20 protein-coding genes are annotated in these 26,903 nt (G+C 69.1%); 7 read left to right on the plus strand and 13 right to left on the minus strand.

Features of this window, described 5'->3' with window-relative positions:
• Positions 1-569 precede the first annotated feature (569 nt).
• The 3 genes from NRF20_RS12745 to thyX all read right to left on the minus strand — a co-directional run bounded on the left by NRF20_RS12745 (position 570) and on the right by thyX (position 4,174).
• A complete protein-coding gene (locus tag NRF20_RS12745) occupies positions 570-2,255 on the minus strand; it encodes a ribonuclease J (protein WP_398633948.1) in 1,686 nt (561 codons plus the stop codon).
• A 129-nt stretch (positions 2,256-2,384) separates the two neighbouring features.
• Entirely contained in the window at positions 2,385-3,284 is a 900-nt protein-coding gene (gene dapA / locus NRF20_RS12750) for a 4-hydroxy-tetrahydrodipicolinate synthase (protein ID WP_398633949.1), read from the minus strand.
• Positions 3,285-3,436: 152 nt separating this feature from the next.
• Entirely contained in the window at positions 3,437-4,174 is a 738-nt protein-coding gene (thyX, locus tag NRF20_RS12755; RefSeq protein WP_093898763.1) for an FAD-dependent thymidylate synthase, read from the minus strand.
• 186 nt (positions 4,175-4,360) lie between these two features.
• On the opposite strand from thyX, the gene NRF20_RS12760 reads away from it, so the two are divergent.
• Both NRF20_RS12760 and NRF20_RS12765 read left to right on the plus strand, forming a co-directional pair.
• The gene (locus tag NRF20_RS12760; protein WP_398633950.1) at positions 4,361-4,600 is read left to right on the plus strand and encodes a hypothetical protein; all 240 of its coding nucleotides are present in this window, start codon (positions 4,361-4,363) and stop codon (positions 4,598-4,600) included.
• A gap of 94 nt (positions 4,601-4,694) precedes the next feature.
• A complete protein-coding gene (locus tag NRF20_RS12765; RefSeq protein WP_398633951.1) occupies positions 4,695-5,246 on the plus strand; it encodes a hypothetical protein in 552 nt (183 codons plus the stop codon).
• 340 nt (positions 5,247-5,586) lie between these two features.
• On the opposite strand, the gene NRF20_RS12770 is transcribed toward NRF20_RS12765, so the two are convergent.
• The 6 genes from NRF20_RS12770 to eccD form a co-directional block, all read right to left on the minus strand.
• Positions 5,587-6,045 carry a tetratricopeptide repeat protein gene (locus NRF20_RS12770; RefSeq protein WP_114247001.1) on the minus strand — a complete coding sequence of 153 codons (459 nt, stop codon included), beginning with the start codon at positions 6,043-6,045 and terminating at the stop codon, positions 5,587-5,589.
• Between the two features lie 12 nt (positions 6,046-6,057).
• Entirely contained in the window at positions 6,058-6,810 is a 753-nt protein-coding gene (dapB, locus tag NRF20_RS12775) for a 4-hydroxy-tetrahydrodipicolinate reductase (RefSeq protein ID WP_398633953.1), read from the minus strand.
• A gap of 24 nt (positions 6,811-6,834) precedes the next feature.
• The gene (locus tag NRF20_RS12780) at positions 6,835-8,214 is read right to left on the minus strand and encodes a M16 family metallopeptidase (RefSeq protein WP_114246999.1); all 1,380 of its coding nucleotides are present in this window, start codon (positions 8,212-8,214) and stop codon (positions 6,835-6,837) included.
• Positions 8,211-10,424 carry a polyribonucleotide nucleotidyltransferase gene (locus NRF20_RS12785; RefSeq protein ID WP_398633954.1) on the minus strand — a complete coding sequence of 738 codons (2,214 nt, stop codon included), beginning with the start codon at positions 10,422-10,424 and terminating at the stop codon, positions 8,211-8,213. The genes NRF20_RS12780 and NRF20_RS12785 overlap by 4 nt, the downstream gene beginning before the upstream one ends.
• A gap of 333 nt (positions 10,425-10,757) precedes the next feature.
• On the minus strand, positions 10,758-11,048 hold the full coding sequence (gene rpsO / locus NRF20_RS12790; protein WP_003965855.1) for a 30S ribosomal protein S15: 291 nt from the start codon (positions 11,046-11,048) through the stop codon (positions 10,758-10,760).
• A 282-nt stretch (positions 11,049-11,330) separates the two neighbouring features.
• Positions 11,331-12,812 (minus strand): type VII secretion integral membrane protein EccD, encoded by a 1,482-nt coding sequence (gene eccD, locus NRF20_RS12795; protein WP_413752596.1) that lies wholly within the window; start codon positions 12,810-12,812, stop codon positions 11,331-11,333.
• Positions 12,813-12,998: 186 nt separating this feature from the next.
• On the opposite strand from eccD, the gene eccCa reads away from it, so the two are divergent.
• Positions 12,999-16,958 carry a type VII secretion protein EccCa gene (eccCa, locus tag NRF20_RS12800; protein WP_398633956.1) on the plus strand — a complete coding sequence of 1,320 codons (3,960 nt, stop codon included), beginning with the start codon at positions 12,999-13,001 and terminating at the stop codon, positions 16,956-16,958.
• A gap of 281 nt (positions 16,959-17,239) precedes the next feature.
• Positions 17,240-17,473, plus strand: a complete 234-nt coding sequence (locus tag NRF20_RS12805; RefSeq protein ID WP_093898771.1) for a DUF397 domain-containing protein — start codon at positions 17,240-17,242, stop codon at positions 17,471-17,473.
• Positions 17,474-17,543: 70 nt separating this feature from the next.
• Here NRF20_RS12805 and NRF20_RS12810 read toward each other — a convergent pair whose 3' ends face one another.
• The 4 genes from NRF20_RS12810 to eccB all read right to left on the minus strand — a co-directional run bounded on the left by NRF20_RS12810 (position 17,544) and on the right by eccB (position 21,335).
• Positions 17,544-17,849, minus strand: coding sequence for a WXG100 family type VII secretion target (locus NRF20_RS12810; protein WP_398633957.1), 306 nt, complete (start codon positions 17,847-17,849; stop codon positions 17,544-17,546).
• A gap of 50 nt (positions 17,850-17,899) precedes the next feature.
• Positions 17,900-18,250, minus strand: coding sequence for a WXG100 family type VII secretion target (locus tag NRF20_RS12815; protein ID WP_398633958.1), 351 nt, complete (start codon positions 18,248-18,250; stop codon positions 17,900-17,902).
• 260 nt (positions 18,251-18,510) lie between these two features.
• A complete protein-coding gene (gene mycP / locus NRF20_RS12820; RefSeq protein ID WP_398633959.1) occupies positions 18,511-19,734 on the minus strand; it encodes a type VII secretion-associated serine protease mycosin in 1,224 nt (407 codons plus the stop codon).
• Between the two features lie 47 nt (positions 19,735-19,781).
• Positions 19,782-21,335, minus strand: coding sequence for a type VII secretion protein EccB (eccB, locus tag NRF20_RS12825; RefSeq protein WP_398633960.1), 1,554 nt, complete (start codon positions 21,333-21,335; stop codon positions 19,782-19,784).
• Between the two features lie 225 nt (positions 21,336-21,560).
• Here eccB and eccE point away from each other — a divergent pair, with 225 nt between their 5' ends.
• The 3 genes from eccE to NRF20_RS12840 all read left to right on the plus strand — a co-directional run bounded on the left by eccE (position 21,561) and on the right by NRF20_RS12840 (position 26,833).
• Positions 21,561-22,904, plus strand: a complete 1,344-nt coding sequence (eccE, locus tag NRF20_RS12830) for a type VII secretion protein EccE (RefSeq protein WP_398633961.1) — start codon at positions 21,561-21,563, stop codon at positions 22,902-22,904.
• Entirely contained in the window at positions 22,904-23,626 is a 723-nt protein-coding gene (locus NRF20_RS12835) for a hypothetical protein (protein ID WP_266357381.1), read from the plus strand. The genes eccE and NRF20_RS12835 overlap by 1 nt, the downstream gene beginning before the upstream one ends.
• A 318-nt stretch (positions 23,627-23,944) precedes the next feature.
• Positions 23,945-26,833, plus strand: coding sequence for an SCO5717 family growth-regulating ATPase (locus tag NRF20_RS12840; RefSeq protein ID WP_413752597.1), 2,889 nt, complete (start codon positions 23,945-23,947; stop codon positions 26,831-26,833).
• Positions 26,834-26,903 lie beyond the last annotated feature (70 nt).

The following is a 26,903-nucleotide window of genomic DNA, read 5'->3' on the forward strand; positions in this document are numbered from 1 at the left end:
GAATAAGACCGATCGTTCACAGCGTCCTCGCTGTGTAAATTGCCCACCGGAACCGTGAGGCCCGGCAGGACTTTCAAAGGAACCACCAACCTGCCGAAGCAGGCCGGGGTATCAACATATCTGGCGTTGACTTTTGGCACGCTGTTGAGTTCTCAAGGAACGGACGCTTCCTTTGTACTCACCCTCTCGGGCTTTCCTCCGGGCTTTTCCCTTCGGTCTTGCGTCTCCGACTCTATCAGACTCTTTCGTGTCCGATTCCCGGTCGAAGCGGGGCCGCTTTCCAGTTCTTCGCTTTCGCGTTTCCCTTTCCGGCGGTTCCAACCTTACCAGATTCTTTTTCGTTCCGTTCCCGGTCCGAATTTGAATTCCGGTGGCCTTTGGAGTGACCTCGCCTTTCGGCGGATCCGACTTTATCAGAACTTCTGAGTCGGAATTCCCGCCCCGTTCGGGGTGCCCACTGCACATGAGCGTGCGCGGTGCTTCCCGGTCAGGCGGAGCCGTAAACCTACTGGAGCGGAGCGCCCCGATGCAAATCGGGGGCTCCGCTCCGGAGTTCGCGTCTGTCGGGGTCAGACCTCGACGACGACGGGAAGGATCATCGGTCGCCGGCGGTAGGTGTCGGAGACCCACTTGCCCACCGTGCGGCGGACCAGCTGCTGGAGCTGGTGGGGCTCCAGCACGCCGTCCTGGGCGGACCGGTTGATCGCTTCCTCGATCTTCGGCACTACGGCGCTGAATGCCGAGTCGTCGATGCCGGAGCCGCGGGCATGGATGTCCGGCCCGCCCGTGATCTTGCCGGAGGAGCTGTCGACCACGATGAAGACGGAGATGATGCCCTCCTCACCGAGGATGCGGCGGTCCTTGAGGGAGGTCTCGGTGACGTCCCCGACCGAGAGACCGTCGACGTATACGTAACCCGCCTGGACCTTGCCGACGATCTTGGCCTTGCCGTCGATGAGGTCGACGACGACGCCGTCCTCGGCGATGACGATGTGGTCCTTGGGTACACCGGTGAGGGCGCCCAGTTCGGCGTTGGCCCTGAGGTGGCGCCATTCGCCGTGGACCGGCATCAGGTTCTTCGGCCTGCAGATGTTGTAGAAGTACAGCAGCTCGCCGGCCGAGGCATGGCCCGAGACGTGGACCTTGGCGTTGCCCTTGTGGACGACATTGGCGCCCCAGCGGGTCAGGCCGTTGATCACGCGGTACACCGCGTTCTCGTTGCCCGGGATCAGGGACGACGCCAGGATCACCGTGTCGCCCTGGACGATGCGGATCTGGTGGTCGCGGTTGGCCATACGGGACAGTGCGGCCATCGGCTCGCCCTGGGATCCCGTGCAAACCAGCACGACCTCGTCGTCCGGAAGGTCGTCGAGGGTCTTGACGTCGACCACCAGGCCCGCGGGCACCTTCAGATAGCCGAGATCGCGGGCGATGCCCATATTGCGGACCATCGAGCGCCCGACGAAGGCGACCCGGCGGCCGTATTCGTGTGCCGCATCGAGGATCTGCTGGATGCGGTGCACATGGCTGGCGAAGCTCGCCACGATGATGCGTTTCTGGGCGTTGGCGAAGACCGTGCGCAGAACGCTGGAGATGTCCCGCTCGGGCGGTACGAAGCCGGGGACCTCCGCGTTGGTCGAGTCGGAGAGGAGAAGGTCGATGCCTTCCTCGCTCAGCCGGGCGAACGCGTGCAGGTCGGTGAGCCGGCCGTCCAGCGGGAGCTGGTCCATCTTGAAGTCGCCGGTCGCGACGGCCATGCCCGCAGGTGTGCGGATGGCGACCGCGAGAGCGTCCGGGATGGAGTGGTTGACCGCGATGAACTCGCAGTCGAAGACGCCGATGCGCTCGCGCTGGCCTTCCGCGACTTCGAGGGTGTACGGACGGATGCGGTGCTCCTGAAGCTTCGCCTCGATCAGCGCGAGGGTCAGCTTGGAGCCGATGAGGGGGATGTCCGGCTTCAGTCGCAGCAGGTACGGGACACCACCGATGTGGTCCTCGTGGCCGTGCGTGAGGACGATGCCCTCGATGTCGTCGAGACGGTCCCGGATCGTGGTGAAGTCCGGCAGGATCAGGTCGATTCCGGGCTGCTCTTCCTCCGGGAAGAGAACTCCGCAGTCGACGATGAGCAGGCGGCCGCCGTACTCGAAGACCGTCATGTTGCGGCCGATTTCGCCGAGGCCGCCGAGCGGGGTGACCCGGAGGCCGCCCTTCGGGAGCTTCGGCGGGGTGCCGAGTTCGGGATGCGGATGACTCAAAAGACTCTCCTTACCACGCGCGCCACGTACCGCTTGGGCACGTGGCGCGCATGTCATTCGTGCACTTGCTGTTGTCTGTGTTTTCGCTCTTGCGAGTGTTCTTCGCTTATTCAGTTGTGAAGTCTGTGGTTACAGCTCTACCCCACCGGCGGCAAGATCGATCTTGAGCTGCGCCGTTTCCTGTGCGGTGAGTTCCACCAGGGGAAGGCGCAGGGGGCCTGCGGGGAGGCCCTGGAGGGCCAGCGCGGCCTTGGTGGTGATGACGCCCTGGGTACGGAACATGCCGGTGAAGACCGGCAGGAGCTTCTGGTGGATCTCCGTGGCCTTCTGGACGTCGCCACCGAGGTACGCCTCGATGAGGGCGCGCAGGTCGGGGGTGACGACATGGCCGACGACGGAGACGAATCCGACGGCCCCGACCGAGAGGAGCGGCAGGTTCAGCATGTCGTCGCCGGAGTACCAGGCGAGGCCGGACCGGGCGATGGCCCAGCTGGCCCGGCCGAGGTCGCCCTTGGCGTCCTTGTTGGCGACGATGCGCGGGTGCTCGGCGAGCCGTACCAGCGTCTCTGTGTCGATCGGCACACCGCTGCGGCCCGGAATGTCGTAGAGCATCACCGGGAGACCGGTGGCGTCGGCGATGGCCGTGAAGTGGCGGAAGATGCCTTCCTGCGGCGGCTTGTTGTAGTACGGCGTCACCGCGAGGAGGCCGTGGGCACCGGAGCGCTCGGCCGTCCGGGCGAGCTCGATGCTGTGGCGGGTGTCGTTGGTGCCGATACCGGCGACGACGTGGGCCCTGTCTCCCACCGCTTCCAGTACGACCCTTACGAGCTGGTCTTTCTCCGCGTCGCTGGTGGTCGGGGACTCGCCGGTGGTGCCGTTGATGATCAGGCCGTCATTGCCTGCGTCCACCAGGTGGGCGGCGAGCCGCTGGGCGCCGTCGAGGTCGAGTGCACCGTCCGCCGTGAAGGGCGTGACCATAGCGGTGAGGACCCGCCCGAAGGGGGTCTGCGGAGTGGAGATCGGAGCCATGGGTAACACGCTACTCGTTGCTCAGCGCCCAATGCCCCCTCGGGGGGACACCCAGTAGGAGCCCGGCACTGCCTGCTCGGGGGTTCAAGCAGTGCCGGGTCCGTTTGATCAGCCTAGATGAACTTCACGAAACGCCGCAATACGGACACCGCTTACGGGGCTACGCGTCCGTTCTTGTTGAAGGCTGCATGGGTGAGCGGCATGAGCCGGGCCCAGTGCTCCTCCATCTGCTGGCCCACCATTTCGATTTCCCGCTGCGGGAAGGACGGCACCTTCGCCAGCTCGTGCTGGGTGCGCAGGCCGAGGAAGTGCATCAGCGAGCGAGCATTGCATGTGGCGTACATCGAGGAGAACAGGCCGACGGGGAGTACCGCGCGAGCGACCTCACGGGCCACTCCTGCGGCGAGCATCTCCTGGTACGCCTCGTACGCCTGGCGGTAGGAGTCCTCCATGATGCGGCCGGTGAGCTCCTGCTGGGCCTGCGTGCCCTCGACGAATTCGTACTTGCCGGGGCGGCCCTGCTGGACAAGTTTGCGGGACTCCCCTGGAACGTAGAAGACCGGTTCCAGCTCCCTGTAGCGGCCCGATTCCTCGTTGTACGACCAGCCGACGCGGTGGCGCATGAACTCGCGGAACACGAAGATCGGGGCGCTGATGAAGAAGGTCATCGAGTTGTGCTCGAACGGGCTGCCGTGCCGGTCACGCATCAGGAAGTTGATGAGCCCCTTGGAGCGCTCAGGGTCCTTGGTGACCTCCTCCAGGGACTGCTCACCGGCCGTGGAGACACGGGCCGCGAACAGGACGTCGGAGTCACCTGCGGAGTGTTTCACCAGGTCAACGGTGACATCACTGCGGAAGCTGGGCTTTGCGGGCTCGGGGGTCTCGGTCACCGGCGGGGTCCTTCCAATTGCGTCGCTCGGGCGGCGCCCACTCTACGGGCCGCCACTGACAACGAGGGCCGGAAGGGTCGTGCAGGGATTTCTTCGACGAATTCGGCGATTCGGGGCACCGAACGGGTCTGCCGTACGTCTGACTCGATAGCAGCATCCGTAACAGAGTTCAAGGAGAGCTTCCTCATGTTCCGCCGGCGTGAATCCGTCCCGTTCTCGTTCGTAGCCGAGGCCGACCGATTCCGCAGTAACGTCACCCCGCCCCCGCGGGAGCGCACCACCGTCTCCCAGCTGGCCGGCCGTTCCCTTGTCGGGCTGACGGCCGTCGCAGGTCTCATCGGGTCACTGATCCTCGGCCTGCCCGCCCTGAGCCCCGCCCAGGGGCCGTCGCAGACCCAGCAGACCGAGGCTGCCCACGGGCGCTGACTCCTACGGGCCCCCTGGGGTGGTCTGGTCGGCGGCCTCCTCGGTAGCCTCACCGGGCACAGCAATCGAGCGTGCTTGTGAGTGAGGATCAGTCGTGCCCCTGCCCTTTCTGACGGCCGACCGCGCGTTTGACGCGAGCGCTGAGGACATCGCGCTGCCGTTCGACGACCACGACAGCTGGCGGCGTCCGTACCGCCCAGGACCCTGGCGGGTCGCGGCTGCGGCCTCCCTGCTGCTGCTCGCGTCGTTCATCCTGATCGCGGGGATGGTCACCGCGTTCGCCGGGGCGGTGCCGGGTGCCGCCGCATGTCTGGTGCTCGCCGTCGTGGTCATCGGCTGCGCCCTGCGGCTGCTGCGGGTCGGCGCCTGGGTGAGCCGTCACGGCGTGCGCCGGGTTCGCTTCTTCACGACGACGACCGTGCCGTGGAACCGCGTCGCGGGCGTCCGTACGGTGCAGCAGCCGGTGAAGTGGCTCGGGTTTCCGCGCACGGTGCAGGGGCAGGCGTTGATCGTCGTACCCCAGGGGGGCGAGGCGATTCTGCCCCTGCTCACCGACAGCAATGCGGATTTTCTGGCGCGGGGTGAGGCGTTCGACCGTGCGGCCGACACGGTCGAGGCGTGGGGGGACGAGTATCGGCGGGACTGAGGCGTCCGGCTACCGGGGCCGCCCGGTAGCCGTTTTGTCCTTGGACCGACCGGCAAATGGGGGGTGGGAGAAGGAGCGGGGCTGGGTGCGTGCAGCTGCAAGGCGGAGGATTGAGCCAACGCGATGGGGTCTCCCCTGCTCGAGCGAAGCCGAGAGCTTGGGGAAGTTGGTGATTGACGACAACGCCGGAGGGGGTCCCCCCTGGCACTTAAGGCATTGGGGGAGTGCGTGCCCAGCCCCGCGACGCCGCCCCCCATTTGCCGGTCGGTCCAAGGTGCCGCACGGGCTTGATCTGGCCGGACGGGCTCGATGATTCGGTCGGACGGCCCGTCGGCCCGGGTCAGGGCGTGCTGGGCTGGGTGGGCTTCGTATGCAGGGCGATGGCGCGCTGCATGGCCTTTCGGGCGCGGGGGGTGTCCCTGGCGTCCTGGTAGGCGACGGCCAGGCGGAACCAGCAGCGCCAGTCGTCCGGCGAGTCCTCGGTCTCCTCGCGGCGGCGTGCGAACACGGCGTCGGCCGAGGCGCGGTCGATGCGGCCGGACGGGGTGCGGACCAGTTCGTCGACCGGCAGGCCGCCCTCCGCGTCCAGTTCCGCGGCCAGCGCGTTGGCCCGCGCAACGAACTGGGTGTTCTTCCAGAGGAACCAGATACCGATCACCGGCAGGATCAGCACCGCGACCCCGAAGGTGACCGTCAGCAGCGTGCCGTGCTGGATGAGCAGGACGCCACGGCTGCCGACCAGGGCGAAGTAGAAGACCAGGACGGCAGCGGTGACGAAGTAAGTGATCTTTGCGCGCATGGCAGGGCTCAGTCAGTTCAGGTCGAGGAAGTGTTCCAGGCCGAACGTGAGGCCGGGAGTGGTCACCACGCGGCGTGTGCCGAGCAGGATGCCCGGCATGAAGCTGCTGTGGTGCAGGGAATCGTGGCGGATGGTGAGCGTCTCGCCCTCGCCGCCGAGCAGCACTTCCTGGTGGGCCAGGAGACCTCGGAGACGGATCGCGTGGACTGGGACTCCGTCCACGTCCGCGCCGCGGGCGCCGTCCAGGGCTGTGATGGTGGCGTCCGGCTGCGGGGCGCAGCCGGCCTTCCTCCGGGCCTCTGCGATCAGCTGGGCAGTGCGGGTGGCGGTGCCCGAGGGGGCATCGGCCTTGTTGGGGTGGTGCAGTTCGACGACCTCGACGGACTCGAAGTAGCGGGCGGCCTGCTCCGCGAACTTCATGGTGAGGACGGCGCCGATGGAGAAGTTCGGCGCGATGAGCACACCGGTCTCCGGGGAGCCGGAGAGCCAGGTGTTCAGCTGCGCGAGCCGTTCGTCGGACCAGCCCGTCGTACCGACGACGGCGTGGATGCCGTGCCGGATGCAGAAGTCGAGGTTGCCCATCACCGACGCGGGGGTGGTGAGCTCGACGACGACCTGGGCGCCGGATTCCGCGAGGGTCTCCAGCTTGTCGCCACGCCCCAGGGCGGCCACCAGCTCCATGTCGTCGGCGGCCTCGACGGCTCGTACCGCCTCGGATCCGATACGGCCTTTGGCGCCGAGAACGGCCACGCGCAGCTTGCTCATTGCTCTGCTTCCTTACGGGTGGAGTTAGGAGACCGCTTCGTCGAGACGGTCGGCCTGCTTGTCCTTGAGCGGGCCGATGACGGAGAGCGAGGGACGGTGTCCGAGGACCTCGCCCGCCACCGCGCGGACGTCATCGGGGGTGACCTGCGCTATCCGGGCCAGCATGTCGTCGACCGACATCTGGTCGCCCCAGCACAGTTCGCTCTTGCCGATACGGTTCATCAGCGCGCCGGTGTCCTCCAGGCCGAGGACCGTGGAACCGGAGAGCTGCCCGATGGCGCGGCCGATCTCCTCGTCGCTCAGCCCTTCGGACGCTACCCGGTCGAGTTCGTCCCGGCAGATCTTGAGGACGTCGTGGACCTGGCTGGGCCGACAGCCCGCGTACACGCCGAAGAGTCCGCAGTCGGCGAAGCCCGAGGTGTACGAGTAGACGCTGTAGGCGAGGCCGCGCTTCTCCCGTACCTCCTGGAAAAGGCGTGAGCTCATGCCGCCGCCGAGGGCGGTGTTGAGTACGCCGAGCGCCCAGCGGCGGTCGTCGGTGCGGGCCAGGCCGGGCACGCCGAGAACGACATGGGCCTGCTCGGTCCTGCGGTTCAGCAGCTCGACGCGGCCCGCGGTGCGCAGAGTGCGGGAGCCCTGGCGCGGGGCGACCGGGACGGCTTCTGTGCGGGACAGGGCGCCCGCGCGCTCGAAGGCCTTGCGGACCTGGCGTACGACCGTGGCATGGTCGATGTTGCCGGCGGCGGCGACGACCAGGTGCGTGGGGTCGTAGTGCTTCTTGTAGAAGCGGGCGATCCGGCCGCGGTCGAGCGCGTTGATGGTGTCGACGGTGCCGAGGACCGGGCGGCCGAGGGGGGTGTCGCCGAGCAGCGTGTGCGCGAACAGGTCGTGCACACAGTCGCCCGGGTCGTCCTCGGTCATCGCGATCTCTTCGAGGATGACGCCGCGCTCGGCGTCGACGTCCTCGGCGGTGATCAGCGAGCCGGTCAGCATGTCGCAGACGACGTCGATGGCCAGCGGCAGGTCGGTGTCGAGGACCCGCGCGTAGTAGCAGGTGTACTCCTTCGCCGTGAAGGCGTTCATCTCGCCGCCGACCGCATCGATGGCGGCTGAGATGTCGAGGGCACTGCGCTTGGCGGTGCCCTTGAAGAGGAGGTGTTCGAGGTAGTGCGTCGCACCGTTCAGGGTGGGGGTCTCGTCGCGTGATCCGACGTTGGCCCAGATCCCGAAGGTGGCGGAGCGGACGGAGGGCAGCGTCTCGGTGACGACCCGGAGACCGCCGGGAAGGACGGTGCGGCGGACCGTACCGATGCCGTTGGTGCCCTTGAGAAGCGTTTGGGTACGGGCGACGGCCCGCGCCTTCGAGGAGGCGCGGGCCGTCGTCACGGAACTACGGGACGTCACTTGGCGGCGTCGTCCTTCGTCTCGTCCTCTTCACCCTCGATGACGGGGATCAGGGAGAGCTTGCCCCGGGAGTCGATCTCGGCGATCTCGACCTGGACCTTGGCTCCGACGCCGACCACGTCCTCGACGTTCTCCACGCGCTTGCCACCGGCGAGCTTGCGGATCTGCGAGATGTGCAGCAGGCCGTCCTTGCCCGGCATGAGGGACACGAACGCACCGAAGGTGGTGGTCTTGACGACCGTACCCAGGTAGCGCTCGCCGACCTCCGGCATGGTCGGGTTGGCGATCGAGTTGATCGTGGCACGGGCGGCCTCGGCGGCCGGTCCGTCGGCGGCACCGATGTAGATGGTGCCGTCGTCCTCGATCGTGATGTCGGCGCCGGTGTCCTCCTGGATCTGGTTGATCATCTTGCCCTTGGGGCCGATGACCTCACCGATCTTGTCCACCGGGATCTTGACGGTGATGATCCGCGGGGCATTCGGGGACATCTCGTCCGGGACGTCGATGGCCTCGTTCATCACATCGAGGATGTGGAGGCGGGCGTCGCGGGCCTGCTTCAGCGCGGCGGCCAGGACCGAGGCGGGGATGCCGTCGAGCTTGGTGTCGAGCTGGAGCGCGGTGACGAACTGCTTCGTACCGGCGACCTTGAAGTCCATGTCGCCGAAGGCGTCCTCCGCACCGAGGATGTCGGTGAGGGCGACGTAGTGGGTCTTGCCGTCGATCTCCTGGGAGATCAGGCCCATGGCGATACCGGCGACAGCGGCCTTGAGCGGCACACCGGCGTTCAGCAGCGACATGGTGGAGGCGCAGACCGAGCCCATGGACGTCGAGCCGTTGGAGCCCAGCGCCTCGGAGACCTGGCGGATCGCGTAGGGGAACTCCTCGCGCGTCGGCAGCACCGGCACGATGGCGCGCTCGGCGAGCGCGCCGTGGCCGATCTCGCGGCGCTTGGGCGAGCCCACGCGGCCGGTCTCACCGACGGAGTACGGCGGGAAGTTGTAGTTGTGCATGTAGCGCTTGCGGGTCACCGGGGAGAGGGTGTCCAGCTGCTGCTCCATGCGGAGCATGTTGAGGGTGGTGACGCCCAGGATCTGGGTCTCGCCACGCTCGAACAGCGCCGAGCCGTGCACGCGCGGGATGGCCTCGACCTCAGCGGCGAGCGTACGGATGTCCGTGACGCCACGGCCGTCGATGCGGACCTTGTCCTTGATGACTCGCTCGCGGACCAGCTTCTTGGTCAGCGAACGGTACGCGGCGGAGATCTCCTTCTCGCGGCCTTCGAAGGCCGGGAGAAGCTTCTCGGCGGCGATCTCCTTGACGCGGTCCAGCTCGGCCTCGCGGTCCTGCTTGCCAGCGATGGTGAGCGCCTGGGCCAGCTCGGACGTGACGGCGGCAGCGAGAGCCTCGAAGACGTCGTCCTGGTAGTCCAGGAAGACCGGGAAGTCGCCGGTGGGCTTGGCAGCCTTGGCGGCGAGGTCCGACTGGGCCTTGCAGAGGACCTTGATGAAGGGCTTCGCAGCCTCGAGACCGGCGGCAACGACCTCTTCGGTCGGGGCCTCGGCGCCGTCCTTGACGAGCTGGATGGTCTTCTCGGTGGCCTCGGCCTCGACCATCATGATCGCGACGTCGCCGTCCTCCAGGACGCGACCGGCGACGACCATGTCGAAGACGGCGTCCTCGAGCTCGGTGTGCGTCGGGAAGGCGACCCACTGGCCCTTGATCAGGGCGACACGGGTGCCGCCGACCGGGCCGGAGAAGGGCAGGCCGGCCAGCTGCGTGGAGCAGGAGGCGGCATTGATCGCGACCACGTCGTACAGGTGGTCGGGGTTGAGCGCCATGATCGTCTCGACGATCTGGATCTCGTTGCGCAGGCCCTTCTTGAAGGAGGGGCGCAGCGGGCGGTCGATCAGGCGGCAGGTGAGGATCGCGTCCTCGGAGGGGCGGCCCTCACGACGGAAGAAGGAGCCGGGGATCTTGCCCGCGGCGTACTGCCGCTCCTCGACGTCCACCGTGAGGGGGAAGAAGTCGAGCTGGTCCTTGGGCTTCTTGGAAGCCGTGGTGGCCGACAGCACCATGGTGTCGTCGTCCAGGTACGCAACGGCGGAGCCGGCGGCCTGCTTGGCCAGGCGGCCCGTCTCGAAGCGGATGGTGCGGGTGCCGAAGGTTCCGTTGTCGATAACGGCCTCGGCGTAGTGGGTCTCGTTCTCCACTAGCGTTTTCTCCGATACATATCGTCTTCTCGCCCCCACGCCCGTGTGGCGGGGGACGGTTGCGGAGAAGCCCTCCATCGGCGGGCCGGTCTTCGATCGAAGCACCCGGGTTGCTGTGTCCGGGGGCCACTACCGAGGACCGGCGGCGGGGAGTCTCCTTCTCGCTCGTCTGTGGGACGTTCTGCGACCAGGTTACTGAGATTCGGCTCAGCTTGGCATTCCGGTCGTGCGGGCGGGCCCGTCACATCCCGTACATGCATACGTACACACAACCGTACGTACAACAAAGGGAGCGGCCCCCTCAGTCGTGGGAACCGCTCCCTTCACGGCGTATTACTTGGCGCCGCCGGCCGCACCGCGGCGGATGCCGAGGCGGTCGACCAGGGCACGGAAGCGCTGGATGTCCTTCTTGGCCAGGTACTGCAGAAGGCGGCGGCGCTGGCCGACCAGGATCAGCAGACCACGACGGGAGTGGTGGTCGTGCTTGTGCGTCTTGAGGTGCTCCGTCAGGTCCGAGATCCGGCGGGAGAGCATCGCGACCTGGACCTCGGGGGATCCGGTGTCACCCTCCTTCTGGGCGAACTCGGACATGATCTGCTTCTTCGTAGCGGCGTCGAGCGGCACGCGTACTCCTCTTGATGTTCGATGCGCCCACGAGTGCCCCTGGTCTTGATCGCAGGGGAGCTTCCGTGACTCGGAGGCGAAGGTCCGATGAGCGCAGCTCCCAGCATGATCCGGAAGGGCGTACACAAACGGCCGTCACACAGCGTACCAGTCCGGCGGAGCCGGTTCGGTCGGGGGTGCGGTGGCCCGGGAGCGGCCGGGGAGCCGCTCTGTCCTCATTCGCCGGACGGGCCTGATTCTGCCCGGCTGGGCTTGGTTCCGCCCGGCTGGGCCCGATCGGTGTCAGCTGGTCAAAGCCCTGGCCCTCGCGAAAACGTCCAGTACTGCCAGGCAGAGCGGTACCAGGGACAGGAGGACGGTGCTCTCGGCCAGGTCGAGGAGCCGGCCCCAGAACGGGGAGAGGCCCTTGCGGGGGATGATCAGGCCGATCGCGGTGAGCAGGGCGGCCCCGGCGGCGACTGCTGCGGAGAGCCAGATCGTACGGATGTCCAGGGAGCTGCGGTCGCCGTACCGGATCAGATCGAACAGCAGGTCGGTCGGCGGATTCAGGGAGAGGCCGAGGATCAGCAGGGCGACCGCACCGATGCCCGCCACCAGTACGCAGGCGACCTGCGAGGTGTAGCGGAAGAGGCGGGCGCGCAGCAGCATCGCGAGTCCTGCGGCCAGCGCCAGGAACTGGCCCCAGATGTTGTCCGAGAAGCCGAGGACGGCAGCGCAGCCGACGACGACGGCCGCACAGCCCCCGACCAGGCCGAGCAGCATCTCGTGGCCCCGGCGGGCCTGGGCCGCGATGCGGTCGGCGTCGACGGGGGTGCCCTGGGTCTGGGGCTCCGCGTTCGGCTCGGCGAAATTGTCGTCGTAGCCGCCGGGGGCGGTGCGCGGCGAGGCGTAGCCGATGGGCAGCCGGGCGAAACGGGCGGAGAGGCCGGGCAGGAAGGCGACGAGGCCGAGGGCGACCGGGGCGCAGACGGCGGCGGTCTCGGTGGCGGATGCCTCGGTGAGGATCGCGACGAAGGTCGCCAGGGTGCCGACGGTGGCGAGGAAGGTCGCGGCGACGAACGGGGCGTCGCCGCTCGGGGTGAGGGCGACCAGCGCGACCGAGGAGACCAGTACGGCGACGCAGCCGAGCAGGAACTGCAGCCGGCCGGGGCCCTGGCCGGTGTCCGGGCCGATGATGCCGGAGCCCGCGATGAGTACGAGGGGCAGTGCGCCGAGGCCGAGGGCGACGGCGGTGGCCCGGTCCGCGTAGACCCGGGCGCGTACCCCCGCGAACGCGGTCAGCAGAAGTCCGGCCGAACCGGCGATGACGCCGGGCAGGCTGTGCATGTCGTGCCGTACCGGGTCGGCGAACCAGAGCACGAAGCCCATCAGGACGAGCAGCAGTACGCCGCCGACCAGGCCCGCGCCGCGCAGTAGTTCGTCGCTCCACAGATGGCGGTCACGGGTGACGGCCGAGGCGACGGCGTCCGAGACGTCGTCGAAGACGGCGGGCGGCAGCGACTGGGCGAAGGGGCGCAGGCTGAGGAGTTCACCGTCGAGGACCTGCTGGGCGGCGAGGGTGCGCGCGCCGTCGAGGACCGTGCCGTCGCGGCGTACGAGGTGGTACCCGGTGGGAGTTCCGGCCGCCTGGGTCTGGCCGGTGAGGCGCAGGATCTCCGGGTAGACGTCGGCGACGGCGATGTCCTCCGGCAGGGCCACATCGATCCGGCTGTCGGGCGCCACGACGGTGACGCGGCAGAAGCCCGTCGCTGCAGTCGAACTCACGTGTCTGGTCCCCCTGATTCGCGGTTGCGCACGGTGCGCGCGCCACCCTACCGGGAGGGGGGCAGGTCATCTGCAAGTAGGATCGCCATCGCGCGGAGGGACGTCCGCAAGCAAAGGCAGCCACGGGGGCTTCGGTGCACGTTCGGCCGGTCTTCCGCCCGTCCGTACCGAGGGATTGATGTTTCGGTGAGCCAGATCGTCGTGAAACGACCTCCGCGGGCCCTGCCGCCGGAAGTCCCCATGGACGAGTTGACGTTGGAGTCCCCTCCCGAACTGCCCCGCGGGCAGCAGGAGGGCATGCTGATGCAGATCCTGCCGGTGCTCGGCATGGGTTCGTCGGTGGTCTTCTTCTTCTCTCCCCAGGCCCATCCGTTCATGCGGATCATGGGTGTTCTGATGCTTGTCTCGACCGTCGGAATGGTGGTCGCGCAGCTTGTCCGCCATCGCCGCGGTACGCAGGGGCAAATGGCAGATGTCCGGCGTGACTACCTCAAATACCTGGCGCAGACGCGGCGTACGGTGCGCCGGACGGCGCGCAAGCAGCGGGACGTACAGCTGTATCTGCAGCCTGCCCCCGAGCAGTTGTGGTCGGTGGTCGCCGAGGGCAGCCGGGTGTGGGAACGGCGCGTCGGCGACAAGGACTTCGGGCAGGTGCGGGTCGGTCTGGGGGCGCAGCAGCTGGCCACCCCGCTGATCGCCCCCGACACCGCTCCGGTGGATGAGCTGGAGCCGATGTGCGCAGGTGCGATGCAGCGGTTCCTCGCCGTGCACGGGTCGTTGGACGGGCTGCCGATGGCCGTGTCGATGCGGGCGTTCTACCACGTGACGGTCTCCGGTCAGCCGGAGGCGGCACAGTCGGCGGCGCGGGCGCTGGTCGCGCAGTTGGTGACACTGCACTCCCCCGAGGATCTGATGGTCGCTGTCGTCGCGGCGCGGGGTGCGGTGCCGCGCTGGGAGTGGGCGAAGTGGCTTCCGCATCTGCAGGTGCCGGGGCAGGTCGACGGGGCCGGTACGAAGCGGCTGTTCGGTGATGATCTGGGCGAGCTGGAGCAGCTGCTGGCGAGCCGGCTCGACGGGCGGCCGCGGTTCGGCCGGGAGAGTCAGCCGCTGCTGGACCAGCCGCACATCGTGGTGGTTCTCGATGGTGGGATGGTGCCGCCGGACTCGCTGTTCGCGGCGGCCGAGGGCCTGCAGGGTGTGACGATCGTCGAGGTGGTGCCGGGTGAGCTCGACGAGCCGCGCGGCGGTCTCTCCGTGGTGGTGCGGCCGGGGCTGCTGCGGCTGGAGTCGGGTGCGGGGCTGGCGTACGAGGGTGTGCCGGACGGGATGTCGCTGCCCGCGGCCGAGGCGCTGGCCCGGCAGCTGGCGCCGCTCAGGATGGGCGGGGGCGACGGCGACGAACCGCTGCTGGCCAACCTGGACTTCACGGATCTGCTGAATCTGGGCGATGCGGGTTCGGTCGATGTGGCGCGCACCTGGCGGCCGCGGTCGGTCTCCGAACGGCTCCGGGTGCCGATCGGGGTCGGCGAGGACGGCCAGCCGGTGATGCTGGACCTGAAGGAGGCCGCGCAGGAGGGCATGGGTCCACACGGGCTGTGTGTCGGCGCCACGGGTTCCGGCAAGTCGGAGCTGCTGCGGACGCTGGTGCTGGGGCTCGCGGTCACGCACTCCTCGGAGACGCTGAACTTCGTACTCGCGGACTTCAAGGGTGGTGCGACGTTCGCCGGGATGTCGCACATGCCGCATGTGGCGGCCGTCATCACGAACCTCGCGGACGACCTGACGCTGGTCGACCGCATGGGGGACGCGATCCGCGGTGAGCTGCAGCGCCGGCAGGAGCTGCTGCGGTCGGCCGGCAATTACGCCAACATCCACGACTACGAGAAGGCGCGGGCGGCGGGTGCGGCGCTGGAGCCGCTTGCCTCGCTCGTCCTGGTCATCGACGAGTTCTCCGAACTCCTCACCGCCAAGCCCGACTTCATCGACATGTTCATCCAGATCGGCCGGATCGGGCGTTCGCTGGGTGTGCATCTGCTGCTCGCCTCGCAGCGCCTGGAGGAGGGCAAGCTGCGCGGGCTCGACACATATCTCTCGTACCGGATCGGGCTGCGGACCTTCTCCGCCGCCGAATCGCGTACGGCGCTGGGTGTGCCCGATGCGTACCACCTGCCGTCGGTGCCCGGTTCCGGCTATCTGAAGTTCGGTACGGACGAGATGACGCGGTTCAAGGCGGCGTATGTGTCGGGGACGTACCGCACCGGCGGTCCCGATCTGTCGGTGGGGGCGCTGCCGATCGACCGGCGGCCCGCGGTGTTCAGCGCGCTTCCGGTGCCGGTGGTGTACGCGGCGCCCGATCCGGCGCATCTGGTGGCGTCGCGGACGAGCGCGGAGGACGATGCGCTCGCCGACACGGTGCTCGATGTGATCGTGCGTCGCCTGGAGGGGCAGGGGGTGCCCGCCCATCAGGTGTGGCTGCCGCCGCTGGACCGGGCGCCGACGCTGGACCAGCTGCTGCCGGGGCTCGCGCCGACCGCCGAGCGCGGGTTCACGGCGACGGAGTACACCCGTCCGGGCGGGCTGACGGTGCCGCTCGGGCTGATCGACAAGCCCTTCGAGCAGCGGCGCGAGGTGCTTTACCAGGACTTCTCGGGTGCGGCGGGCCACATGATGGTCGTCGGCGGGCCGCAGTCCGGCAAATCGACGCTGGTACGGACGCTCATCTCGTCGTTCGCCCTCACCCACACCCCGCACGAAGTGCAGTTCTACGGACTGGACTTCGGTGGTGGCGGTCTGGTCTCGCTGGCGGAACTGCCGCATGTCGGCGGGATGGCCTCCCGGCTGGACCCGGAACGGGTGCGGCGTACGGTCGCCGAGGTCGCCGGTGTGCTGAACCGGCGTGAGGAGTTCTTCCGCGCCCACTCCATCGACTCCATCGCCACCTACCGGCGCAAGCGTGCCCTGGGTGAACTGCCCGGCGAGGCGTGGGGCGATGTCTTCCTGGTGGTGGACGGCTGGGGCGGCTTCCGTTCCGAGTACGAGATGCTGGAGCAGGTCGTCACCGACATCGCCGCGCGCGGGCTCGGCTACGGCATCCATGTAGTCATCACGGCCGCCCGCTACATGGAGGTGCGGGCCGCACTGAAGGACCAGGTCCTCGGCCGGCTGGAACTGCGGCTCGGTGACGTCATGGACTCCGAGTTCGACCGCAAGGTCGCGGCCAATGTTCCCGCGGGTGTCCCGGGCCGGGGTCAGGTGCCGCAGAAGCTGCACTTCATGGCGGCGCTGCCGCGTATCGACTCCTCCAGCAGCGCCGCGGATCTCTCCGACGGTACGGCCGCGTTCGTCGGGTCGGTGAAGGCGAACTGGGCGGGTCCCGCGGCGCCGGCCGTACGGCTGCTGCCGCGCAAGCTGCCGGCCGATCATCTGCCGAAGGGCTTCGAGTTCCCGCAGCGAGGCATCGCGATCGGTATCGACGAGACCGATCTGGAGCCGGTGTTCGTCGACTTCGAGACCGATCCGTTCTTCCTGGTCTTCGGGGAGAGCGAATCGGGCAAGACCAATCTGCTGCGGCTGATCGCGAAGCAGATCGCGGAGCGCTACTCCCCCGACGAGGCGAAGCTCGTCGTCGGTGACTATCGGCGGGGGCTGCTGGGTGCGCTGCCGGAGGGGCATCTGCTGGAGTACGCGCCGATGGCGAGCTCGATGCAGATGCACATGGAGGCGCTGGCCGGGGTGTTCGCACGACGGCAGCCGCCGACGGATGTCACGCCGCAGCAGTTGCGCGACCGCAGTTGGTGGACCGGTCCGCAGATCTTCATCATCGTCGACGACTACGACCTGGTGGCGACCAACGCGGGCAACCCGCTGGCCCCGCTGGCGGAGTATCTTCCGTTCGCCCGGGACACCGGGGTCCGCTTCGTCATCGCGCGCAACTCCGCCGGGGCCTCGCGGTCGATGTACGAGGCGTTCATGCAGCGCATCAAGGAGCTGGGGGCGCAGGGTGTGGTGCTGTCCGGCGACCCGTCCGAGGGCGATCTGATCGGTTCGGTGCGCGGGCATGCGATGCCGCCTGGCCGGGGGTACTTCGCCTCGCGGCGCCGGGGGAACCCGCTGGTGCAGATCGGGCGGTTGCCGGAGCAGAACTGAGCCGCCGGGGCCGGGAGTCGTTCCGTACCCGGACCGCGGTCACGGACACCATGGTGTTCGCCGGTCAGGACCAGAGCAGGAGACCGGGCGGGCCGCGACGGGCTGACGAAGCGGGTGCTCGGCGGAGCGTACCGGTCCAGCAGTGCGTCCGGATGCGGGGTGGGCGGTCTCTACCACCGTGGTACGGAAGCTGTAAACACCGGGACTGCGGGGCGCGCGAGCGGGGATAGTGTGCTCGCGGGCGACGAACACGTTCCGCCGCAGGAGAGGAAAGGCACCTGATGGGCACGCAAGCGGAGAAGGACGAGCTGTACGCACTCGACATCTCGGGGGTGGAGTGGCTGAGTGCGCCCGGTACCGAAGAGGCCGAGGAGCGCGTCGAGATCGCGCATCTGCCGGGCGGCGCGGTGGCGATGCGGTCCTCGCTGGATCCCGAGACCGTGCTGCGCTATACCGAGGCCGAGTGGCGGGCCTTCGTCCTGGGGGCGCGGGACGGCGAGTTCGACCTGAAGTAGTCGTTGTGGCACACCGAAAGAGGGGCACGCTCGTCGGAGCGTGCCCCTCTTTCGGTGCTCTTGCGGGCGGTCAGTACGCCTCGGTGAACGCGCGCGAAGCCTTGAGGTCCGTGGCGCGGTAGCTGTCCTTGCCGGATTCGATGATCTTCGCGACCTGCTCCAGGCGGTTCTTCATGTGGTCCGCCCTCTCCTTGTACTTGCGCTGGAGGTTCAGGTATTCCTGGTGGGCCTCACCGTCCCAGGTGTCGGTGACGACCTTGATTGCGCTGTCCATCTCCGCGAGGTCGTTGACGATCTTCTGCGACACCGAACGGATACGGTTCGCGATCTCCTGGACGCTCTCGTACTTGACCTTGGTGTTCGGGTCATGCCCCATGTGTCTTCTCCTCGGTGCTCAGCGTGTACGGAAGGGGGGTGCGGCGCGACTCAGACGTTGTTCAGCCCGGAGGTGTTGGCCGACGGCGCCTGATCCTTGACCGCGCTGAAGGCCGCACGGACCTCCTCGTCGTTGGCGTTGCTGAGTTCCTTCGTGCTGACCACCGCGTTGAGGAGGACGTTGAGAAGCCGGCGGATCTGGTCGTGGTCCTCATTGATCATGATCTGTGCGGAGGTGAATCCCGAGGCACCGACGCCCGTCCATCCGGCGCCGACCGTCGCGAGGATGTCGGCGAGCTCCCTGGACTCACGGGACACCTCGCCGGCCGTCTTGGTGATCTGGTTCTTCGCCTGGACGATCCGATCGTCGGCAAGCCCGTACCCGCCTGCGGGGTTGGTCATCCGGAGGTCCTATCTCTCAGTTCCCGGGCCTGTCCGCATGGTGCGGCCAGGCTTCTTCCTGCCCCCGTGTGCTCCGGCAAAGGAGTGGGGAAAGTGCGGGACCGGAAAGCGCGTCGTCGGCATTCCCGCGATCCGAAATCGGATTCAGCCACTTCTCGTTCCCCCGTCACACACGTGAAGTCTGTTACCACCCTAGTCACTTCGTCAGCTCTCCCCAACTGTGGTTCATGGGGAGAGAGTCACGCCACCGGGCGGGTGTGTCACCGCGAAGCGCGCCGACGTCGGACATCCCGGATGACCGTCGCAGTTCCGGCAATCACACTGACCAGTACGGCCGCCACGGCCAGCGCGTAGGTGGCGTACCGCTCGCTGCGCTCCTGCGAAGTCTCCGTCAGGGAAAGGTGCGCGGGCTCGGGGGCCGGCGCCCTGGGCGGTGCCGGGTCGGGATGCGGGGCGTCCTGAGGGATGTCGTCGCCGGACAGGGCGCGGACCGGGTCGACGACGCCCCAGCCGACGAAGTCGTCATGGCCGGTGACAGAGCGTTCGGCGGTCTGCTCGATCCGGGCGACGATCTGGGCCGCCGTCCACTTCGGGTATTTGGCGCGCATCAGGGCGGCGACCCCGGCGATGTACGGGGCGGAGAAGCTGGTGCCGTTGTCGGTGCACTGGCCGTTGCCCGGGACGGTGGAGACGATGTCGACGCCCGGTGCGGCGACGCCGACGAACTCACCGGCCTGGGAGAAGGGGGCGCGTTCGTTGTTGCGGTCGGACGAGGCGACGGCGAGGACGCCGTCGAAAGCCGCGGGGTAGGTGCGCTTCCGTTTGCCGTCCATGCCGTCGTTGCCCGCGGAGGCGACCACGACGATGTCCTTGGCGAGCGCCCTGGCCACCGCTCTGCCCAGCGCGGACGTCTCATTCAGGGGTTTCGTCGTGTCCTGCGAAATGTTGATGACGTCGGCGCCCTTGGCGATCGCATGGTCGATCGCGGTCGCCATCGTGGTGTCCTTGCCGCTGTTCTTCTCGTCGTTCTGGCGGATCGGGATGATCGTGGCCTCGGGGGCCAGTCCCACGAATCCGGTGCCCTTGCGGGGGCGGGCGGCGATGATGCCCGCGACCTTGGTGCCGTGGCCGACCTCGTCGACGGTGCCGTCGCTCTTGCCGCCCTTGAGGTAGTCGGCGCCCGCCGATGTGTCGACGGCCGTCTTGAGCTGCGGGTTGACGTTGTCCACGCCGGTGTCGATGACCGCGACGCGTACCCCCTTGCCCTTGGTGTCCTGCCACAGTTCGTCCAGCAGGACGCGCTGCAGCGACCAGGGGCGGCCCTCGTACTGCTGCTTCATCGGGAAGGTGCATTCGCCGCTGCCGTCTATGCCCACATCGCCGGTGCCCTGCGCGCTCTCGGCGGCGTACGCGGCCCCCGGCCCCGCCAGTGCGGCCAGCGCGGCGACGACCGCCGCCGCGAGGACCGTCTTCCGGTACAACATCTGTTCCTCTCCCCCGTACCCTGCTCTGCCTGCGGTGCGCCGGAACGTCATGAACCCTGGGGCTGGCGGGCGCTGTTGGTGTCGAGCCGGGGGCCCTTGGACAGGAAGTCCGACCAGGCGATCGGTACCAGGGCGGGCGTCACCTTCTCGTATCCGAGCCTGCTCTGCGCCTGGCTGGGCTCGGGGCGGCCATCCGACTGCTTCTGCTCGTCACCGGTGCCGATGTCGGAGCGGCCGGCATCGCTGTCGCCGTTCGCCTGGACCGCGTACCGCAGTCCGGTGTCGGTCACCAGGAAGAGCGATCCGTCGGGGCTGGTCTGTTCGCCGCGGACCTGGGTGTAGAGCAGACCGCTGCCGGGGGTGACGTAGGTGCTGGTGCCACCGGCGGCGATGGAGGCGGGATACGCGGTACTCGCCCAGGTGCTCAGGGTGGTCCGGCCCGAGCTGTCGACCTTGCGCAGCACGCTGCAGACGGTGTCGCGGCTGGCGCTGCCGCCCTCGGCGGCATTCACCGGGGGGTCGGTCTTGTGGGCCGGCCAGTGTGCGGCCTGGCCGGTGAAGGTCGCGGCGTCGGGTACGAAGTCCTGCAGGCCGACGGCGTGTGCCTCGCTGTCCAGGTTCAGCTCGGCCGTCTGCGGGGAGTTGATCAGCAGCCAGGCGGTGAACTCGGAGACGGGCTGGACCTTTTTGTCGAGCACGACGTAGTAACTGGTGCCTTCGCCGGTCCTGGTCCTGAGGACCATGCCGACCTTGTTCTCCTCGGTGGAGAGCTGTCCTTCGACATGTGCCGGGGCGCCGATGGTCCCAGGGATCTGCGGGAAGACGATCGGGCTGCCGTCGTGCAGGGTGGCCAGCCAGTCGTCGGTGACGGACTGCGGCTGCCTGCTGCCGACCAGCGCGTTGGTCAGATGGCCGCTGTCGGCGGCGGTCTCGGCGATGCGGTACTTGGTGCCGTTCGCATCGACGAGATAGCGGGCCCGGTCCTGGCCCTGGACGTAGAGCACCTGGCCGCCGCTGAGCTTCTTGCTGCCCTCGGTCAGCTTGTTGTCGCGTTCGCCGAAGACGAAGGCGGCCTTCTGCACGGTGTTGCCCTTGCCGCCGGGCTGTACGCAGACGGCCCATCGCTTGGCCGTCCCGGCGTCCTTCGCCTCGGGCAGCCGGTCGGGGGCGTACGGAATGCCGAGGATCGGCCCGCGCGGGGGCTTGCCCGCGTCCAGGACCTCGTCGGCGACCTGGATGACGTCGTAGTTCTGCGGGTTGAGGAGCAGTCGGGCCGAGGCGAGGTTGAGCACGGGGTGCAGCAGGGTCTTTTTCTTCTTGCCCTTGCCGGTGGTGAGCACGACATAGCGGGTGGTGGACTTCTTGCCGACGATCACGTTGGTGCCGGGCTTGTCCCAGCCCTTGGGCGCAGTGGGCTTGAACATGCCGAAGGCGCCGAAGCCCGCGAGGATCAGCGCACCGACGACCACGCTCGGCAGGACCGCTCGCAACGGCCGCGGGGCGCCCTCCTCGGTGCCGGTGGGCGAGGGTTGGAGGAATGCCGCCACCGTGCGTTTCTTCGCAAAGGTGTATGCGTTGAGCTCATCCCGCCGTGATGCCATGAGTCGCTTTTCTCCCGTGTCTCCCCGCGCGGCACCGGGGGCGGTCGCATCCCTGGCCCCTGTGCCGGGCCCGCGATGCCGGACCTGGGTGCCGGACCGGCCCCCTACTATGCCTGCTGACCGCGAGCGGTGGTGGGGCGGGTAGGGTGATCCAGCCGCCGAAGCTCCGTGCGGGCAGGCGGAATACGGGTGGAGTTGGGGCCTAATGAACGGGGGAATGCCGGAATGACGGCTTCCGCGACACGGACACGTCCGGCCGGGAACACAACGGTCTCCACAGCTCCTCCGGCCGGTGGCCCACCGGCCTCCCGCGGCTCTTCGCGGGGCACCCGAGGGTCGGCCTCCGCACGGCTCAACGGACGCCCCGGGCAGCTCGGTTCGTTCCGATTGCAACAACTCGTACTGCTGGAGACCGCGGCCGCGCTGCTGCTCGCGGCGTGGGTGATCGAACCCCTGCTGCTGGCCCCGGCCGTCGTGGTCGCCGCACTGCTGGTGCTGCTGGCCGTCGTGCGCAGACACCGCCGTTCACTTCCGGAGTGGCTGGGCACCGTCCTCTCGCTGCGCGCACGTTCACGCAGGGCCGGTTCGCTGGAGCTGCCCGCGGGAACGGAGCCGGGGATAGCACCCGTCGTCGAGTGCGATCCGGCGTTGCGGACCTACTCGTTCAGCGACCGCGACCGGCGGCCGGTCGGGATGATCGGTGACGGTACGTTCGTCACGGCCGTCCTCCAGGTGGAGTCGGACGCCTCGGCGCTCAGGCCGGACCGGTCCGTGCAGCCGCTGCCGCTGGCGCTCGTACAGGATGTTCTGGAAGTCGACGGCATCCGGCTGGAGTCGGCGCAGATCGTGCAGCACACCCAGCCCGCACCCGCCCCGCATCTGCCCCAGCAGTCCGTCGCCGCACGCAACTACGCGCCGCTGCAGGCCCAGACGGGTTCGCCCGCCGTCCGGATCACCTGGATCGCACTCAAGCTGGACCCGGAACTCTGCCCGGAGGCCGTACAGGCGCGCGGCGGCGGCATCACGGGGGCGCAGAAGTGCGTGGTACGCGCGGCCGACCAGCTGTCCAGCAGGCTGACCGGAGCCGGCTTCCGTGCGACGGTGCTGACCGAGCAGGAGTTGACGTCCGCGATCGCGACCTCGGTCTGTGCCAGTGCACCGGCCATGGCGCAGGCCGGCCGGAGCGGGACGCCGGTACGCCGCACCGGGGAGACCTCGCGGACCTGGCGCTGCGACGACCGGTGGCACACCACCTACTGGGTGGGCCGCTGGCCGCAGTTCGGCGGCAGCGGTGGTGGCGCCGGTGCGTCGATGCCGCAGCTCGTCGCCCTGCTCACCTCGATCCCGGCGCTCGCCACCACCTTCAGCCTCACGCTGGGGCACGGCGAGCGGCAGGGCGTCTCGATCGCCGGGCACATCCGGATCACGGGGCGCAGCGACGAGGAACTGGTGGGCGCCCGCCATGAGTTGGAGCGCACCGCCCGCGGGGTCAGGACCTCGCTGGTACGGCTCGACCGCGAGCAGCTGCCCGGTGTGCTCGCCACTCTGCCGCTCGGGGGTACCCGCTGATGTCCGTGCCCACGAGCGCCCGTGCCCGGCTCGGCTTCGGGCTGATCGGTCCGCGTCGCGAGCGGCAGTCGGTCTCGCTCGACCAGTTGGCGTCGCTGGCCCTGCCCGTCGGTGACGACGGCATGGTCATCGGCGTGGACGCCCATGGCCGCCCCGCCGTGCTCGGGATCAACCGGCCGGCTCCGTACGACGTCACGCTGATCGGCGGGCTGTGGACGGCGCAGGTGCTTGCACTGCGGGCGGCCGCGACCGGTGCGCGGATCGTCGTGGAGACCGGGCGGGCCCAGACGTGGACGGGGCTCGCGCACGCCGCGGGCGGCGGTCAGCCGTGCATCACACTGCACGATGTGGGGCGGGTACCACCACAGGGGCCCTCGGCGGGTTCGCCGGTGGTCGTGGTGCGGGACTGCGGCATGCGGCCACCGCGCGGGCGGGTCGTGGCCGGGCCTTGGCAGTCGGTGCTGACGCTGCTGCCGTATCTGAGTCCGGTGGCGCCGAGGCTGATCGAGAAGTCGGCCCTGGTCGGCATCCAACGGGTATCTCCTGACGAAGCCACACAGATCGGTCGCATACTGCATCTTCCGGCCGCCGAGACTCAGGCACTGTCCACGCTGGCGGACGGGGTCACCCTCTGGTGCTCGGGGCGCGACCGGGAGTTCGTGATGACCCAGGCGACCGACGCCGAGACCGGGCTGCTGGGTGGCGCGCGCCGGATGGACTGACGGGGGCCGGCTTACTTGCGGCCTGTACGGAACGTTCGGTATTCCGCACATAGATGTGCGAGTTTGACCGCTTCGCCCTTCACGCTGTGCCGTACTCGGTTCACTTGGGGGCAGTGCGTGATGTACGGGACAGCTCTTGCGGTGCCGTACGGCCTGCCGGAGCGAGCCCCGAGACGATTAGGGTGGGTCCGGGCGCGGCAGAAGAACCTGCGGGCAGGCGATGCGCGTCCCGGGGGGAGAGCCGGGCGGTTAGGAAGACGGAAACGGTCGCCCCCACCCACCAAGGCACAAGGGTGCTCGACCACACCAGGAGGCAAAGTGAACGGCGATCGGGACGAGATCCGCGGGGGCTGGAACAAGCCCGTCGACGAGTCGTCCGACGCGGAGCCCGCCGAGATGACGGGTGAGTTCACCATCGACTACACCCCGCCCGCCTGGTACACGCAGAACGCGCCGGGGGACTCGTCGGGCGGTGCCGGATCGCACCTGGCGCCGCCTCCGCCGCCCAGCGGGGCGCCGTTGTCCGTGCCCGCGCCGCCGGCCGGGGGCGGTTTCGACCCCAACTGGGCCCCGGCGCCGCCCGCACCGGCTCCGGCACCAGCTCCGATTCCGGCCCCGGCTCCGGCTCCGGCCCCGGCTCCGGCCCCGGCTCCCGTTCATTCCGCAACGGGTGACTCCGCTCCTGCTCCTGCTCCTGCTCCTGCTCCTGCTCCTGCTCCTGCTCCTGCGGAGGGGGCAGGGGCGGGGGCTCCCGACGGGATGACGGACCCGTTCGGGGGCGGTGATGTGGAGAGCGGCGCGACCATGCGGTTCTCACCGGCCGCGCTGAAGCGGGAGATCGCGGAGCGCGAGGAGGCATCGAGGAACGCGGACGGGGACGGCTCGAGTTCGGGATCCGGTTCCGCAGGAGCCGGTGCTGACGGTGCGGACGAGGGCGAAGCCCCCAGTTCCGGTTCCGCGCAGGCGGCGGACTCCGCCGATGAGCCGGACGGCGCTGCCGCCGCGGATTCCGGTGCCGCCGCAAAGGCGCCTGCCGAGACTCCGGGCGACATCACGAGCGGTACTGCCGACGGACCGGAGGGCGCCGCGCCCTCGGGCGCCGTCACGGACGCGGCGCCCCAGGACGTACCGCCTCCCAACGCACCGCAGGACGCCCCGGCGCCCGCCATGCCGACCCCCTGGACGCCGGCGCCGCCGCAGGGCGGTCTGCCGCCGCTGCCGCCCGCCTTCCAGCCCGCCGCGCCGCAGCCCTCCGCGCCCCAGTCGGCGCCGCAGTGGCCCGCCCGGACTCCGGCCGACCAGACGCCCGGCGGCTACGGATTCCCGCATGCCGGAGCGCCTCAGCCACCGCAGGCACCGCAGCCGCCGCAGGACGGTTACGGCTTCCCACAGCAGCCCGCCGCCCCCGCGCAGCAGGCACCGGAGCAGGGCGGTTACGGATTCCCGCAGCCTTCCCAGGCGCCCCAGCCACCGCAGGCACCGCAGCCGCCGCAGGACGGTTACGGCTTCCCGCAGCAGCCCGCCGCCCCCGCGCAGCAGGCACCGGAGCAGGGCGGTTACGGATTCCCGCAGCCTTCCCAGGCGCCCCAGCCACCGCAGGCACCGCAGCCGCCGCAGGACGGTTACGGCTTCCCGCAGCCTCCTCAAGCGCCCCATCCGCCCCAGGCGCCGCATCCGCCGCAGGCACCCCAGACACCCCAGTGGCCCGCGCAGCAGGGCATGCCGCTGCCGCCGCAGGTCCCCCAGACGCCCCAGCAGCCGGTCCAGGGCGCACCCAATCTGCCCGCGCAGGTGGCCCCGCAGCCGCCCGCGCACCAGCATCCGCCACAGCAGCAACAGCAGGGACAGCCCGTCGACCCGCGGACCGGCGCCGCCTGGCCGACCCCGGTCACCCACGACCAGCGCGAGCGCTCCGTGCCCGGCGCCCCGCTCGGGTACACGGCGGCCGTGGAACTCTCCTCCGACCGGCTCGTCCGGGGCAAGCAGAAGGCGAAGAGCAGCCGTACGCCGTCCAGCGCGGCCCGTTTCAAGCTGGGCGGCAAGAAGGAGGAGGCCGAGCGGCAGCGCAAGCTCGATCTGATCCGTACGCCCGTGCTGTCCTGCTACCGGATCGCGGTCATCAGCCTCAAGGGCGGCGTCGGCAAGACCACGACGACCACCGCCCTCGGCTCGACCCTGGCCACCGAGCGGCAGGACAAGATCCTCGCCATCGACGCCAACCCGGACGCGGGCACGCTCGGCCGCCGGGTGCGCCGGGAGACCGGGGCCACCATCCGTGACCTGGTCCAGGCGATCCCGTACCTCAACTCGTACATGGACATCCGCCGCTTCACCTCGCAGGCGCCCTCCGGTCTGGAGATCATCGCCAACGACGTGGACCCGGCGGTCTCCACGACGTTCAACGACGAGGACTACCGGCGCGCGATCGATGTGCTGGGCAAGCAGTACCCGATCATCCTGACCGACTCGGGCACCGGTCTGCTCTACAGCGCGATGCGCGGAGTGCTGGACCTCGCCGACCAGCTGATCATCATCTCGACGCCGTCGGTCGACGGTGCGTCAAGCGCGTCCACCACACTGGACTGGCTGTCGGCGCACGGGTACGCGGAGCTCGTACAGCGCTCCATCACCGTCATCTCGGGTGTCCGCGAGACCGGCAAGATGATCAAGGTCGATGACATCGTGCAGCACTTCGAGACGCGCTGCCGCGGCGTGGTCGTCGTACCGTTCGACGAGCACCTGTCGGCCGGTGCGGAGGTCGACCTCGACATGATGCGACCCAAGACCCGCGAGGCGTACTTCAACCTCTCCGCGATGGTCGCGGAGGACTTCGCGCGCGCCCAGCAGCAGCAGGGGCTCTGGACGTCGAACGGCTCCAACCCGCCCCCGCAGTACGCCCCGCCGATGCCCGGCCAGCAGCAGTACTCCCCGCAGCAGCCGTACCCGCCGCAGCAACAGCCGTACGGTGGGCAGCAGCCCCCGCAGCCGTACCCCCCTCAGCCCGGTCCCGGAGTGCAACAGAACGGCTGGCAGCAGTCGTTGCCCTCCCAGGCGCAGTCCGCGGCGAGCCCGGCCGGACCGCCGCCGCCTCACCAGCAGCAGCCAGGTCAGCCGGGTCAACCCGGACAGCCGATTCCGCCCGAACTGCAGGGTCCCGTACCGTCCGTGGGTTGGCCGCAGCAGCCGCCGCCAGCGCCTCAGCAGTAAGGCAACAGAGGTCTAAACCAATGAGGGCCCGCACCGTCTCCACGGTGCGGGCCCTCTGCGTATTACCGCA

The organism is Streptomyces sp. R-74717, from assembly GCF_047305335.1.
Taxonomy (GTDB): domain Bacteria; phylum Actinomycetota; class Actinomycetes; order Streptomycetales; family Streptomycetaceae; genus Streptomyces; species Streptomyces atratus.

Bases quoted from the DNA above. Each gene is read 5' to 3' on its own strand.
- dapB (WP_398633953.1), bottom strand. From the start codon at position 6,810: ATGAGCAAGCTGCGCGTGGCCGTTCTCGGCGCCAAAGGCCGTATCGGA.
- dapA (WP_398633949.1), bottom strand. From the start codon at position 3,284: ATGGCTCCGATCTCCACTCCGCAGACCCCCTTCGGGCGGGTCCTCACC.
- NRF20_RS12815 (WP_398633958.1), bottom strand. From the start codon at position 18,250: ATGACCAACCCCGCAGGCGGGTACGGGCTTGCCGACGATCGGATCGTC.
- NRF20_RS12810 (WP_398633957.1), bottom strand. From the start codon at position 17,849: ATGGGGCATGACCCGAACACCAAGGTCAAGTACGAGAGCGTCCAGGAG.
- NRF20_RS12805 (WP_093898771.1), top strand. From the start codon at position 17,240: ATGGGCACGCAAGCGGAGAAGGACGAGCTGTACGCACTCGACATCTCG.
- eccB (WP_398633960.1), bottom strand. From the start codon at position 21,335: ATGGCATCACGGCGGGATGAGCTCAACGCATACACCTTTGCGAAGAAA.
- mycP (WP_398633959.1), bottom strand. From the start codon at position 19,734: ATGTTGTACCGGAAGACGGTCCTCGCGGCGGCGGTCGTCGCCGCGCTG.
- NRF20_RS12770 (WP_114247001.1), bottom strand. From the start codon at position 6,045: ATGCGCGCAAAGATCACTTACTTCGTCACCGCTGCCGTCCTGGTCTTC.
- NRF20_RS12760 (WP_398633950.1), top strand. From the start codon at position 4,361: ATGTTCCGCCGGCGTGAATCCGTCCCGTTCTCGTTCGTAGCCGAGGCC.
- NRF20_RS12835 (WP_266357381.1), top strand. From the start codon at position 22,904: ATGTCCGTGCCCACGAGCGCCCGTGCCCGGCTCGGCTTCGGGCTGATC.
- eccE (WP_398633961.1), top strand. From the start codon at position 21,561: ATGACGGCTTCCGCGACACGGACACGTCCGGCCGGGAACACAACGGTC.